Genomic DNA, 13062 nt, shown 5'->3' with positions numbered 1-13062 from the left:
TGAGCCGAGCGGCTGCCGATCCCGGTGGCCCGCCACCGCGGCCGGTGACGGCCTCCAGCAGCACAGGTCCCTGCTGGAGGCCGTCGGCCCGTGCGGAGGGTCCGGCGCCCGCTGCCCCGTCCCCCGTCAGGCCGGTCCGAAGTCCGGGCCGGTGAGGAACGTAAACGACCCAGGCCCGGACGCCTGTGGGGCGTCCGGGCCTGGGTCTGAGGGTTTTCGGAAGTGGTTCAGGAGGCGAGTGGTTCAGGAGGCGGCGGCACCCACGGGGGTGGCGCCGACGGGGGTGACCTCGACCAGGCCGGTCTCGCCGAAGGTGAGCTTGCAGGTGTCCGCGCGGTAGGTCGCGACGGCGAGCGCGACGAGGCGGCCGGCGGCGGCGTACTGGGTGGTCATCACCAGCACCGGCGAGCCGGGCGGGCGCTCCAGCAGGGCGGCCTCCTCGGCCTCGGCGACCCCCAGCTCGACCGAGCGGGACTCGCCGTCGACCTCCAGGCGCTCCAGCTGGCGCAGCACCGAGCGGGCGCGGTCGCTCTCGGCGCGGAAGCCGGGCAGGTGCGGCAGCACGGCGGCCGGCACGTGCAGCGACTCGGAGGCCATGCTCTGGCCCTGGACCAGGCGGACCCGGCGGACGGTGTGCACGGGCGCGCCCTCGGCGACACCGAGCGCCGCGGCCAGTCGGCGGGCGGCCGGCGCGGTGGTGCAGTCCACCGTGCGCCAGGCCTGGCTGCGGGCGGCGCCGGGCCAGCCCTCCTCCTGCCGGTTCACCGGGACGCCGACCCGGGGGGCGGCGATCAGGGTGCCGATGCCGCGGCGGCGGACCAGTCGGCCCTCCAGCTCCAGCTGGTCCAGCGCCTGCCGCAGGGTGGCCCGGGCGACGCCGAAGCGGGCGGAGAGCTCGCGCTCGTTGGGGAGGATCTGGCCGGTGGAGAACTCCGTGTCGATGGCGCGGAGCAGCACCGTGCGCAGGTGCCAGTACTTCGGCTCCGGAACCGCCGAGAGCTGCCCTGTCGTTCCCACCATGTCCTCCACCCGGTTTTCTTCCGCTGTGCCCGAAGGCCGTGTCCGAAAGAGGTCGGTTCCGGCCCGCTGCCCGCTGTTGCGGCAGGTGGGAGAGCGGGCTTTTTCCGTCCTTCTTTATTAAAGGTCTTTGCAGTAAGTGACCCTAGGGGCTCGATCGGGAGATGGTCAAGACCAATGGCGGCCCCCGGCACGACCACCTCACAGTTTCATGGTGCGTTCACGCCAACTCCCCAAGCGGACGCGTCGGATCCCGGTCCTGTCAGTGCCGGTCGGTAGGCTGCCCGGGTGATCGTGGTGACGAGTGTGAACGTGAACGGAATCCGGGCAGCGGCCAAGAAGGGCTTCATCGAGTGGCTCGCCGCCACCGAGGCGGACGTGATCTGCCTGCAGGAGGTGCGCTCCGAGCCGGAGCAGCTCCCCGTGGAACTGCGCGACCTGGACGGCTGGCACACGGTGTGGGCCCCGGCCGCCACCAAGGGCCGGGCGGGCGTCGCCGTCCTGTCCCGCCAGGAGCCGAGCCGGACGGCCATCGGCTTCGGATCGGCGGAATTCGACAATTCGGGCAGGTATGTCGAAATCGACCTGCCGGGCCTGACCGTGGCCAGCCTCTACCTCCCCTCCGGAGAAGTCGGCACCGAGCGTCAGGAGGAAAAGGAACGCTTCATGGCGGAGTTCCTGGTCCACCTCCAGAAACTCCGCACCCGCGCCGCCGCCGACGGCCGCGAGATCGTGGTCTGCGGCGACTGGAACATCGCCCACCGCCCCGAGGACCTCAAGAACTGGAAGTCCAACCAGAAGGCCGCCGGCTTCCTCCCCGAGGAGCGCGCCTGGCTCTCCCGCGTCTACGACGAGGCCGGCTACGTCGACGTCGTCCGCCGCCTCCACCCCGACCGCACCGGCCCCTACTCCTGGTGGTCCTACCGGGGCCGCGCCTTCGACAACGACTCGGGGTGGCGGATCGACCTCATCGTGACCACGCCCGACCTCGCGAGCACCTGCATCGAGGCCCGCGTCGAGCGGGCGGACTCCCATGCGGAGCGCTGGAGCGACCACGCACCCGTCACCGCCGAGTTCGCCTTCGACCACAAGTTCTGACGGAGGGCTGCTGGTCGACCTCGAGGAAAGCGGGGAACGCTTCGGTTCGTCCTGGTTGCCGGCGTAGGGGCGTTGGTGGGCCCGCCGGTTCATTCCGTGGCGGGTCAGGATCCGGCAGACCTCGGCCTCGGTCGTGGCCGTGGTGGAGTGCGGGGTGGTGCGGGGGCGGCTGGACCGGTCGCGAAGGCCTGTCCCGCCCTCCGCGCGCCACCTGCGGACCCACTTGTGGGCAGTGGTGCGGGAGATTCCCACCTCGGCGGCCATGTGCGCGACCGGGCGTCCTGCCCGGACGCGTTCGATCAGGAGCCGCCTGCCGTGCACGGTCGGGCGGGCGTGTCGGCCCGTCTGCCGCGAACCCGCGATGATCGGAGGTGCTCGGGACCGGCCCCTGCCGCACGCCGGAGCGTCCCCGGATCAGCCAGCAGGAACCGCACCGTGGACGTCGGACAGCCCGGCGCCGCCGACCCGCACCGCAAGCGGGATCTCGAAGTGCACGGTGGCCACGCCCGGCCCGTGCTCCCCGGTCGGCCGGGCGTCGAAGACCTCCTCGGCGACCCGCCGCCAGAACGGCTCGACGCCCGGGACGTCGGCGTTGGTGTGCAGGTAGATGCGGTCGTAGCCGCCTTCGTCCGCGGCGAACGCGCAGGCGAGGTCGACCGTCCGGCGGGCCGGCCCGTGGCGGCGGTGCGCAGCCCGGACGCAGACGCGCAGCAACTGGGCGGTGGGCCCGGGTGGGTAGCGCTCGGCGAGGTGCCGGGGGTGCGGCGGATGGGCCGGCCCGGCGGAGTTGAACGCGGTGGTGCCGACCACCTCGCCGTCCAGGACGGCCACCACCAGCGCGCGCCGGACCTGGCAACCGAGGACCTGGTGACGGTTCATGAGCCCGCACTCTACATGAAAACCATTTCCATCCAACTTATTGAAAACGACAACGAGTGCAGATAAGTTCGCCCCCGGCGCCGGATGATCCGGCGCACCGAGAGGGGGCCACGTGGCACATCTGCTGGTTGTCGAGAGCTGGGTCGGCTCCATGAGCCGGCTGCTGCCGAGGGCCGTCGCCGACCGGGGCCACCGCTTCACCTTCCTCACCCGCGACCTGGACCACTACCTGCGCTCGACCGCGCCCGGCGAGGGCCCGCACCCACTGCTCACGGCCGAGAACGTCCTCACCGCCGAGACCAACGACCCGTCGACCCTGCTGCCGTACGTCGAGCGCCTGCACGCCGCCCTGGAGTTCGACGGGGCGGTCTCCTCCTGCGACTACTACCTGCCGACGGTCGCCGCGGTGGCCGAGCACCTGGGCCTACCGGGCCCTCGCGCCGACGCCGTGCTGGCCGCCTGCCGCAAGGACCTCACCCGCGACCGGCTCGCGGCGGCCGGCATCCCCGGTCCGCGCTTCGCGCTCTGCCACGGCCTCGCCGAGGCGCTCGCCGCCGCCCGGGAGATCGGCTACCCGCTGGTCGTGAAGCCCGTCGACCTGTGCGCCGGGATGTACGTCCGCCAGGTCGCCGACGAACGCGAACTCTCCGACGCCCACCTGGCGTTGGCCGAGTTCCCGGTGAACGCGCGGGGTCAGCGCCGGAAGCCTTCCGTCCTGCTGGAGGAACTGCTCACCGGCCCCGAGGTGAGCGTGGAGACGGTCTCCTTCGACGGCGAGGTCCAGGTCGTCGGCGTGACCGGCAAGACCATCGGCGGCGCACCCGCCTTCGTCGAGACCGGCCATCTCTTCCCCGCCGACCTCGAACCCGCTCCGGCCGAGGCCGCCGCCGACACCGCCGTCGCCGCGCTCAAGGCGCTCGGGCTCGACCAGGTGGTGGCCCACACCGAGCTCAAGCTGACGCCGCACGGCCCACGGATCGTCGAGGTCAACCCGCGACCGGCCGGCAACCGGATCACCGAACTGGTCCGCCGGGTCACCGGCGTCGACCTCGCCGCCGCCTGCGTGGACGTCGCACTCGGCCGCCGGCCCGAGCTGACGCCGCGTCGCACCGACGCGACCAGCGCGGCCATCGCCTTCCTCCTGCCCGACCGGGACGGCCGGCTGACTGCCGTCGACGGCGCCGACACCGTACGCCGGGACCCCGCCGTGGTCGAACTGGCGCTCGCCGCCCCGGGCCGCGAGGTCCGCCGGGCGGTCAGCAACAACGAGTACCTGGGCCACGTGATGACCATCGACCCGGACGGAAGCCGGGCCGACCGCACCGCAGAACACCTGCGGTCGCAGCTGACGCCCTGTTACGAACAGCGCTCGGCGGTCCCGGCATGACCCACTTCGACGAACTCACGGCCAAGCCGTACCCGTTCTTCTGGCTCGACGGCGGCCCGGGCACCGTCCACCGCTACGGCGGTGCGCGATGACCGCTCCCGCGCTCGCCCACCCCGCCAACCCCGACCTACTGCCACTGCTCGGCCGCACGCCGCTGGCCCGGATCCGCACCCCACTCCCTCTTCCCCAGCCGGGCTTCTGGGCGAAGCTGGAGTGTCTGGGTGCGGGCGGGATGAAGGCGCGCTCGGCCGTGGCGATGCTGCGCGGAGCCCACGCGCGCGGCGAACTGCACCCCGGCGGAACGGTCGTGGAGTCCACCTCGGGCACCCTCGGGGTCGGCCTCGCCTTCGCCGGGCAGGCCCTGGGCCACCCGGTGATCCTGGTCGGCGACGCCGAACTGGAGCCGTCGATGCGGCAGTTGCTCCACTCGTACGGCGCGGACCTGGAGATCGTCGACCGCCCGGCCCGCGAGGGCGGCTGGCAGGCGGCCCGGCTGGCGCGGCTGCACGAGGTGCTGGACCGGCTGCCCTCCGCCTACTGGCCCGACCAGTACAACAACCCCGACAACGCCGTCGGCTACCACGCCATGGCCCAGGAGCTGATCAGTGAGATCGAGGAGTTGGACGTCCTGGTGTGCAGTGTGGGCACCGGCGGGCACAGTGCCGGGTTGGTCGAGCCGCTGCGCCGTCGCTGGCCCGGACTTCGGGTGATCGGCGTCGACTCGATCGGCTCGGCGATCTTCGGCCAGCCCGCCCGTTCGCGGCTGATGCGCGGGCTCGGCAGCAGCATCCACCCGCGCAACGTCGCCTACCGGGCCTTCGACGAGGTCCACTGGGTCGGCCCGGCCGAGGCCGTGGATGCCTGCCGCCGACTCGCCAAGGGCTGCTTCGTCAGCGGTGGTTGGAGCACCGGCGCGGTCGCCCTGGTCGCCGCCTGGGCGGCCCGCACCGACGCCGGCGCGACCGTGGCCACCGTCTTCCCCGACGGGCCGCACCGCTATCTCGGCAGCATCTACGACGACGCGTACTGCCGCACCCATGGTCTCGACCCCGGCCGTGCCGCCTCGCACCCCGTGGAGATCCCGCACCCCGACGCCGTCGAGGTCACCGGCTGGGCCCGCTGCCGCACCGTCGTCGACCCGCTGGAGGTGCGGCCGTGAAGCTGGAGACCCGTACCGGGCGGCTGCACCTGGCCGAACCGCTGCGAATATCGCGCTCCGTGATGGCGGCCCGCGACGCCGTCGTGCTCACCGTCCGCCGCGGTGGGCTGAGCGGCTCCGGCGAGGTCGTCAGCAGCGAGTACCTCCGGCTGCCGACCGAGGTGATCCTGCGGCAGGTCGAGGCGGTCCGACCGCGGATCGAGACACAGCCCAGCCCCGAGCAGGCCCTCGACCGCCTCCGGGACGACGCTCGGATGTTCCCCGAGCTGTCGCCCGGGGTGCTGGCGGCCGTGGAGGCGGCGCTGCTCGACGTGGTGGGCAAGCGCTCCGGCGTGCCGGTGCACCAGTTGCTCGGCGCACCCGCCGCCCCGGCGGCCGCCACCGCCCGCACCATCGGCATCACCGACCCGGTACGGGCTGCCGCTCAGGCGGCGCGCCTCGCGGCGGCCGGGTTCACCGTGCTCAAGGTCAAGGCAGGCGCCGCCGACCCGGCCGAGGACCTGGCCCGCGTCGAAGCAGTCCGGGTCGGCGCACCCGACGCCCGGCTGCTGCTCGACCCGAACGGCGCCTGGACACCCGCTACGGCGAAGGCCCTGCTCCCGCTCTTCGCCGACCTCGGCGTGGAGGCGGTCGAGCAGCCCATCGCCCCCGGTAGCCCGGACGCGCTCGCCGACCTCGCCCAGTCCTCGCCGCTGCCGATCGTCGCGGACGAGGACGCCGTCGGCCACCAGGACGCCGTCCGGCTGGCCGGCCGGGTGCACGGCGTGAACATCAAGCTCGCCAAGTGCGGCGGGGTGACGGCGGCCCTGCGGATCTGCGAGGCCCTGCACGGCACCGGTACCGAGATCATGCTCGGCTGCCTGACCGCCAGCTCGCTCGGCATCGCGCCGGCCGTCCACCTCGCCGACCGGGCCCGCTGGGTCGACCTGGACGGGCACCTGCTGCTCTCCCACGACCCCTGGGAGGGCATCGGCGGGCAGGACGGCACCGTCCGCGCACCCGACCGGGCCGGTCTCGGTGTGCTCCCCGCGCCCGCCCCGGGAGGGGAGGCGTGAGGACCCTCCGCTCCGTCCGGGCCCTTCCGCCCGCCGTCCGGCTGCTGCTGGTCAACCAGCTGGGCGTCAATACCGGTTTCTACCTGCTGGTGCCCTACCTCGCCACCCACCTCGGGCAGGATCTGGGCCTTTCCGCGGCAGCAGTCGGCGTGGTGCTGGGCGTGCGCAACCTCAGCCAGCAGGGCCTGTTCCTCATCGGCGGCTCGGCCGCCGACCGGCTCGGCGCGCGCCGCGTCATCATCGCCGGCTGCGCGCTGCGCACCCTCGGGTTCGCGCTCTTCGCACTCGGCGACGGCCTCGCCGTGCTGATCGCGGCGTCGGTGCTCAGTGGGCTGGCCGGGGCGCTGTTCAACCCCGCCGTCCGGACCTTTCTCGCGCAGGAGGCGGGCGACGAGCGACGAGCCGAGGCGTTCGCGCTGTTCAACGTGTTCGCGACCACCGGCGCACTGATCGGCCCGCTGCTCGGCACCGTCCTGCTGCTGGTCGACTTCCGCGCCGCCGCACTCACGGCGGCCGGTGTCTTCGCCCTGCTGACCGTGGCCCAGGCACTGGCGCTGCCCGCGCGGCCGGTCCCGCGGGCGGACACCGCGGTTCTCCGCGACTGGCGGGAGGTGGCCGGCGACCGGCGGTTCAGGGCCTTCGCCCTCGCCCTGGTCGGCATGTACGCCTTGGAGAGCCAGCTCTACCTGCTGCTCCCCGACCAGGCCCGGCGCGCCACCGGCTGGGACGGCGCGGTCAGCCTGCTCTTCCTGACCAGCACCCTCGCCAACCTGACCCTCCAACTGCGCATCACCCGCCGCCTCCAGGCATCCGGCAGCCGGGGCCGCTGGATCGCCACCGGGCTCCTGCTGATGGGCCTCGCCTTCCTCCCGCCGCTGCTGGACGACGGCCTGCCCGCGCTGCTGCTGACCGTACTGCTGCTGCACCTCGGCGTCATGACGGCGCAGCCGTTCGTCATGGAGCTGATCCCCGCCTTCGGCCGCCCCGATCTCACCGGCACCTACTACGGCCTGTTCTACGTCGTCTCCGGGCTGGCCGCCGCCCTGGGCAACGCGGCGGTGGGCCGCGCGATGGACACCGTCGGCTGGGCGCCGTGGATGCTGTGCTGCGCGATCGGCCTGGCCGGCGCGGCCGCCGTCGCCGCCCTCCAGCGCACCCGGCTGCTGCCGGCCCCCGCAACCGGGGCCGTACCCGATACAGCCCCGTCCGTCACCGAGCCCAGCGAACCGAGTGGATCCCGATGACCAGTGGCAACCTGCTGACCGACACCCCCGAGCTGTACGAGCTGCGCTTCCCCGACCCCGACCGGCTGGCCGCCCGCTGGACCGAGTCCGTCCTGCGCTCGTACGGCGCCGGACCCCACGTCCTCGACATCGGCTGCGGCACCGGCCGCGACGCCGCCTGGCTGCACCACCGGGCCGGGCGGCGGGTGACCGGGCTCGACACCTCCGAGGCGATGCTCGCGCACGCCCGCGCCCGGCACCCCGGGCCGGAGTATCTGCGCGCCGACATGCGGGAGTTCACCCTCGGCCGGCGCTTCGACGCCGCGATCTGCCTGGACAGCGCGCTGCTCTACTGCCACACCAACGCCGACCTCGACGCCTTCCTCGACCGCTGCCGCCGACACCTGCGCCCCGGTGGCCTGTTGGTCGCCGAGATGCGCAACGGCGCGTTCTTCCTCGGCCGCACCGAACTGCTGGACGCCCCGCGCACCGACACCGTCATCCGCGGCGGCGTCACCCACACCTCCCGCACCACCCTGCGGATCGACCGCGCCGCCCAACTCCTGCGCCGCTCCCGCACCTGGACCGCCGACGACGGCTCGCCGCCCATCGAGCAGCGCTCCGCCTGGCGGCTGCTGTTCCCCCAGGAGCTGCGCCACCTCCTGGCCGCCCACGGCTTCGAGGTCCTCGCCCTCTACGACCGGCCCGGCCCGCGTACCGAACCCGCCTGGGCCGAGGGCGATCTCCCCGCCGACACGGCAGACGCCGACCGGCTCCACCTGGTCGCCCGCCTCACCGCACCGGACGCCCTCATGGCACCGAACGACCTCACCGCACCGGACGCCCTCATGGCACCGAACGAAACGAGCAGACCGTGAACACCCCCTCCCGCAGAACCGTCCTCCTCGCCACGGGTGCCACCGCGCTCTCCCTGACCGCCACCGGCTGCGGCAGCAGCCCGAAGAACGCGAGCAGCGACGCCGCCGACCCGAAACAGGGCGGCCGGCTGCGCGCCGCGTTCGCCGGGGGCGGCAGCAACGAGACCCTCGACCCGCACCTCGCCAACCTGTTCGTCGACGCCGCCCGCGCCAAGGCGCTCTTCGACAAGCTCGCCGACTACGGCTCCGACCTCGCCGCCGTACCCCGCCTCGCCGAGAGCTGGGAGCCCAACGCGGCGCTGGACACCTGGACGGTCAAGCTCCGCAAGGCCGCCTTCCACGACGGCCGCCCGGTCACCGCCGAGGACGTGCTCTACAGCTACCGCCGGATCGCCGACCCCAAGCGCGCCTTCCGTGCCAAGGCCTCGCTGGAGCCCGTCGACCTCACCGCCAGCCGCGCCGTCGACGCCGCCACCGTCGAGTTCAGGCTCAAGCGGCCGTACGCCGAATTCCCCAACGTGCTGGCCGCGTTCGGCGCGTACATCGTCCCGGAGGACGCCGACGTCTTCACCGAGCCGGTCGGCTCCGGGCCGTTCGGCTTCGTCTCCTTCAAGCCCGGCAGCTCGCTGCTGGTCCGGCGCAACCCCGACTACTGGGAGGGCGCCCCGCACCTGGACGAGCTGGAGTTCCTGATCGCCAACGAGGAGTCGGCCCGAGTCAGCGCCCTGCTCGGCGGACAGGCCGAGTACGCCCACGAGTTGAACCCGGCCACCGCCCGCACCCACGAGGGCAAGGGGAAGGTCGGGATCATCCGGCTCCGCAACAGCGCCATGCAGGGCTTCGTGATGAAGACCGACCGGCCGCCCTTCGACGACAAGCGGGTGCGCCAGGCGTTCCTCCTGATCGCCGACCGCAAGGAGCTCGTCGACGGTGCGCTCTCCGGCGCCGGCGAGATCGGCAACGACCTGTTCGGCAAGGGCTGCCAGTACTACCCGGCGGGCCTGCCGCAGCGTACCCAGGACCTGGAGAAGGCCAGGGCCCTGCTGCGCGAGGCCGGCGCCGAGAACCTCAAGGTCACCCTGGACACCTCCCCGGTCGCCGCCGGGTTCCTGGAGGCCGCCGGGATCTTCAAGGAGCAGGCCGCGAAGGCCGGGGTGACGGTCGAGGTCAAGGTCGGCAACAAGGACACCTACTGGAAGGACATCCTGGACGGCGGCACCTTCGCCTCCTACCGCTCCGGCGCGATGCCGATCGAGTCGCACCTCTCGCAGCGGCTGCTCACCAAGTCCACCACCAACGCCACGCACTGGAAGCAGGCCGACTTCGACGACCTCTACACCCAGGCCCAGGCCACCCGCGACCTCGCCGCCCGCACCGCCCTGTACGAGCGGATGCAGCGCCGGCTCCACGAGGAGGGCGGCTTCCTGATCTGGGGCTTCGCGGACTGGCTGGTGGCCACCGCGCCCACCGTGCGCGGCGTGGCCGAGGACGCTCCCGCCAACACCCTCGACTGGGCCCGCTTCGACCGAGTGTGGCTGGCGTGACTCCGCTCCGGTCCTGGGCCGGCCGCCGACTGCTCCTCGGGGTGGGGCAGTCGGCGGCCGTGCCCGCCCTGGTCTTCGTCCTCACCGAGGCGCTGCCCGGCGACGCGGCGGACGCCCTCGCCGGCGACGACCCGGACGCGCAGCGGATCGCCGTGATCCGCGCGGCCATGCGGCTCGACCGGCCGGCCTGGGAGCGGTTCCTCCACTGGAGCGGCGATCTGCTGACCGGCGACCTCGGCACCTCCCTGGTCAGCGGGCGGCCCGTGAGTTCCTTCCTCGCCGACGCCCTCGCGCCCACCCTCCTGCTCGCCGCCCTCACGCTCGCCCTGCTGGTCCCGCTGTCCCTCTCGCTCGGCGTGCTCGCCGCCCGGCGCGAGGGCGGCCCGCTCGACCGGCTGGTCAGCTCGACCACCCTCGCGGTGTACGCCGTACCGGAGTTCGCCCTCGGCGTGCTCCTCATCACCGTGTTCGCCCTGCGACTCGGCTGGCTTCCGCCGACCGCGATCGGCGGGGTGTGGCAGCAGCCGGCCGTGCTGGTCCTGCCGGTGCTCGTCCTGCTCGCCCGCCCGGTCTGCTCGATCAGCCGACTGGTCCGCGCGGGCATGATCGAGGCGCTGGCCTCGCCGTACGTGGCGCAGGCCCGCCGCTACGGCCTCTCCGAAGCCCGGATTCGCTGGACGCACGCGCTGCCCAACGCCCTCGCCCCCGCCGCCCAGCAGTTGGCCCGCACCTGCGACTGGCTGCTGTGCGGCGTGATCGTGGTCGAGACGCTGTTCGTGATCCCCGGCCTCGGGACGGTGTTGCTGGACGCCGTGACAGCTCGCGACGTACCGGTGATCCAGGGCCTGGCGGTCGTCTTCGGCCTGCTCACCGTCGTCCTCAACCTCGCCGCCGACCTGGCCGCCCGCCGGCTGGCCCCCCGCTCGGAGGTCGCCGCATGAGAGCCCGCTTCGCCCTCGGCGTCATCCTGATCGCCGTCCCGCTGCTGCTGGCCCTCCTCGGGCCGGTGCTCGCCGGCCCGGCGGGGCCGCGCGGGGTCTCGTTCCTGCCGGGTGACGGACACTGGCTGGGCACCGACTTCACCGGCCGGGACGTCTGGCGGCAGGTGCTGCTGGGCGGCCGCTCGGTCGTCCTGGTGGCGCTGGCCGCGACCGCGCTGACCTACGCCGCCGCCGTACCGCTCGGCCTGGCAGCCGCGCTCACCGCGCGCGGCTGGCTGGAGGAACTGCTGATGCGGCCGCTCGACGTGGTGATCGCGGTGCCCTCGCTGGTCCTGGTGCTGATCAGTGCCGCCGTCCTCTCCCCCGGGTTCGTGGGCCTGAGCCTGCTCGTCGCGCTGGTGGCCGTCCCGGACGCGGCCCGGGTGGTGCACGCCGCGGCGGTGGAGACCGCCGCGCGCCCGGCCGTCGAGGCGATGCGGATGCACGGCGAGTCGTGGGCGCGGATCGCCCTGGGCTACACGGTCCGCTCGATGCACCGCACGCTGGCCGCCGACGCGGGCACCCGGCTGGTCGGCGCGCTCTACCTGGTCAGCACCGCCGCCTTCCTCGGCGTCGGAGTGCAGCCGGACGCGGCCGACTGGGCCGTGATGGTCGACCGCAACCGCCCCGGCATCGGCCTCCAGCCGTTCGCGGTCGTGGTCCCCGCCGCACTGATCGCCGCTCTCGCCATGGGCGCCAACCTGCTGCTCGACGCCGCCCTGCAGCGCGGCGGGAAGGAACGTACGCGATGACCGACCCACTGGTGACGGTGGACGGCCTGCGGGTCGAGGTGGCCGGCCGGCTGCTGGTGGACGGGGTGAGCCTGCGGGTCCACCCGGGGAAGGTGACCGCCCTGCTGGGCGCCTCGGGAAGTGGCAAGACCACCACCGGCCTGGCCCTGCTCGGCGAGTACCCCGACGGAGCCGTCGTCACCGGCAGGATCGAGGTCCCCACCGGCGCGGTCGGCTACATCCCCCAGCAGCCGGCCGCCGCGCTGAACCCGGCCCGCCGGGTCGGCGCACTGCTGCGCGACGTCGCCCGCCTGCGCGCTGGCGGCCCCGCCGACGTGCGCGAGGCCCTGCGCCGCGCCCAGTTGGACGACCCCGACGGGGTGTTGCGCCGGTATCCGCACCAGCTGTCGGGCGGGCAACAGCAGCGGGTGGTGCTGGCACAGGCACTGCTGCTCGGCGCCCGGGTCATCGTCGCCGATGAGCTGACGACGGGCCAGGACCCGCTGACGAAGCGCCGCATCGTCGACGAGCTCTCCTCCGTGGTCCGGCATGGCATCGGAGTCCTCCTGCTCAGCCATGACCTGGACGTGGTACGGGAGTTGGCTGATGAGGTCGTGGTGCTGCGGGACGGCCGGGTGGTCGGGGCCGGACCCGCCGACCAGATCCTGCGCGCGCACGAGGGCGGCCTGCTCCGGGCACCGGCCACGGCGCCGCCGCGCACGGCCGAACGGACGCGTCCCGTCCTCGTCGTCGAGGCCCTCGACGCCGCCCACCCCGGCGGTGTGCGGGTGCTGCACCGGATCGGCCTGGACGTCTCCCCCGGCGAGTGCCTGGCACTGCTCGGGCGCTCGGGCAGCGGGAAGACCACGCTGGGCCGCTGCGTCGCGGGCCTGCACAGCCGGCACCAGGGCGTGGTCAGCCTCGACGGCCGTCCGCTCGCACCGAGCCTCCGCGACCGCTCGCGGAACGACCTCGCCGCCGTGCAGTACGTGTTCCAGGACGCCCGCGCCTCCTTCGACGAGTACCGCCCGGTGCTGGACCAGGTGGCCCGCGCCGCCGTCCGCCTGCGAGGGACGAGCCGCGGCGAAGCCACGCGCCTCGCCCGGCAACT

General features: G+C 73.7%; 12 protein-coding genes and 1 pseudogene. 10 read left to right on the top strand and 3 right to left on the bottom strand.

The window, feature by feature from the left end; translation table 11 throughout:
- Positions 1-243: 243 nt before the first annotated feature.
- On the bottom strand, positions 244-1017 hold the full coding sequence (locus VR45_RS12895) for a GntR family transcriptional regulator (RefSeq protein WP_045939856.1): 774 nt from the start codon (positions 1015-1017) through the stop codon (positions 244-246).
- 288 nt (positions 1018-1305) lie between these two features.
- Here VR45_RS12895 and VR45_RS12890 point away from each other — a divergent pair, with 288 nt between their 5' ends.
- A complete protein-coding gene (locus VR45_RS12890; RefSeq protein WP_045939854.1) occupies positions 1306-2115 on the top strand; it encodes an exodeoxyribonuclease III in 810 nt (269 codons plus the stop codon).
- A 114-nt stretch (positions 2116-2229) separates the two neighbouring features.
- On the opposite strand, the pseudogene VR45_RS44010 reads toward VR45_RS12890, so the two are convergent.
- Positions 2230-2478 (bottom strand): annotated as a pseudogene (locus VR45_RS44010) (leucine zipper domain-containing protein); the annotation flags it as partial.
- Between the two features lie 51 nt (positions 2479-2529).
- Complete coding sequence (locus VR45_RS12885; RefSeq protein ID WP_052709044.1) at positions 2530-2994, bottom strand: GNAT family N-acetyltransferase; 465 nt, start codon at positions 2992-2994, stop codon at positions 2530-2532.
- A gap of 112 nt (positions 2995-3106) precedes the next feature.
- On the opposite strand from VR45_RS12885, the gene VR45_RS12880 reads away from it, so the two are divergent.
- From VR45_RS12880 to VR45_RS12840, 9 genes are all read left to right on the top strand, one after another.
- Positions 3107-4381: an ATP-grasp domain-containing protein gene (locus VR45_RS12880; protein ID WP_045939853.1), complete on the top strand. Its 1275-nt coding sequence runs from the start codon at positions 3107-3109 to the stop codon at positions 4379-4381.
- 88 nt (positions 4382-4469) lie between these two features.
- A complete protein-coding gene (locus tag VR45_RS12875; RefSeq protein WP_045939852.1) occupies positions 4470-5540 on the top strand; it encodes a cysteine synthase family protein in 1071 nt (356 codons plus the stop codon).
- Complete coding sequence (locus VR45_RS12870) at positions 5537-6595, top strand: dipeptide epimerase (RefSeq protein ID WP_045939851.1); 1059 nt, start codon at positions 5537-5539, stop codon at positions 6593-6595. The genes VR45_RS12875 and VR45_RS12870 overlap by 4 nt, the downstream gene beginning before the upstream one ends.
- Positions 6592-7839: an MFS transporter gene (locus VR45_RS12865; protein WP_045939850.1), complete on the top strand. Its 1248-nt coding sequence runs from the start codon at positions 6592-6594 to the stop codon at positions 7837-7839. The genes VR45_RS12870 and VR45_RS12865 overlap by 4 nt, the downstream gene beginning before the upstream one ends.
- Entirely contained in the window at positions 7836-8696 is an 861-nt protein-coding gene (locus VR45_RS12860) for a class I SAM-dependent methyltransferase (protein ID WP_045939849.1), read from the top strand. Before VR45_RS12865 ends, VR45_RS12860 begins: the two co-directional genes overlap by 4 nt.
- Positions 8693-10240 (top strand): ABC transporter substrate-binding protein, encoded by a 1548-nt coding sequence (locus tag VR45_RS12855; protein WP_045939848.1) that lies wholly within the window; start codon positions 8693-8695, stop codon positions 10238-10240. The genes VR45_RS12860 and VR45_RS12855 overlap by 4 nt, the downstream gene beginning before the upstream one ends.
- Positions 10237-11181, top strand: coding sequence for an ABC transporter permease (locus tag VR45_RS12850; protein ID WP_045939847.1), 945 nt, complete (start codon positions 10237-10239; stop codon positions 11179-11181). The genes VR45_RS12855 and VR45_RS12850 overlap by 4 nt, the downstream gene beginning before the upstream one ends.
- Positions 11178-11972: an ABC transporter permease subunit gene (locus VR45_RS12845; RefSeq protein WP_045939846.1), complete on the top strand. Its 795-nt coding sequence runs from the start codon at positions 11178-11180 to the stop codon at positions 11970-11972. Before VR45_RS12850 ends, VR45_RS12845 begins: the two co-directional genes overlap by 4 nt.
- A partial coding sequence (locus VR45_RS12840) for an ATP-binding cassette domain-containing protein (protein WP_045939845.1) occupies positions 11969-13062 on the top strand: 1094 nt, incomplete at its 3' end. The genes VR45_RS12845 and VR45_RS12840, both read left to right, overlap by 4 nt.

The organism is Streptomyces sp. NRRL S-495 (assembly GCF_000966955.1).
GTDB lineage: Bacteria > Actinomycetota > Actinomycetes > Streptomycetales > Streptomycetaceae > Kitasatospora > Kitasatospora purpeofusca.
The sequence above is the reverse complement of the archived record's forward strand: the minus strand, read 5'-3'. Positions and strand labels throughout refer to the sequence as shown.

Excerpts from the sequence above, each read along its gene's own strand:
- VR45_RS12885 (WP_052709044.1), bottom strand. The coding sequence starts at position 2,994 with ATGAACCGTCACCAGGTCCTCGGTTGCCAGGTCCGGCGCGCGCTGGTG.
- VR45_RS12875 (WP_045939852.1), top strand. The coding sequence starts at position 4,470 with ATGACCGCTCCCGCGCTCGCCCACCCCGCCAACCCCGACCTACTGCCA.
- VR45_RS12860 (WP_045939849.1), top strand. The coding sequence starts at position 7,836 with ATGACCAGTGGCAACCTGCTGACCGACACCCCCGAGCTGTACGAGCTG.
- VR45_RS12845 (WP_045939846.1), top strand. The coding sequence starts at position 11,178 with ATGAGAGCCCGCTTCGCCCTCGGCGTCATCCTGATCGCCGTCCCGCTG.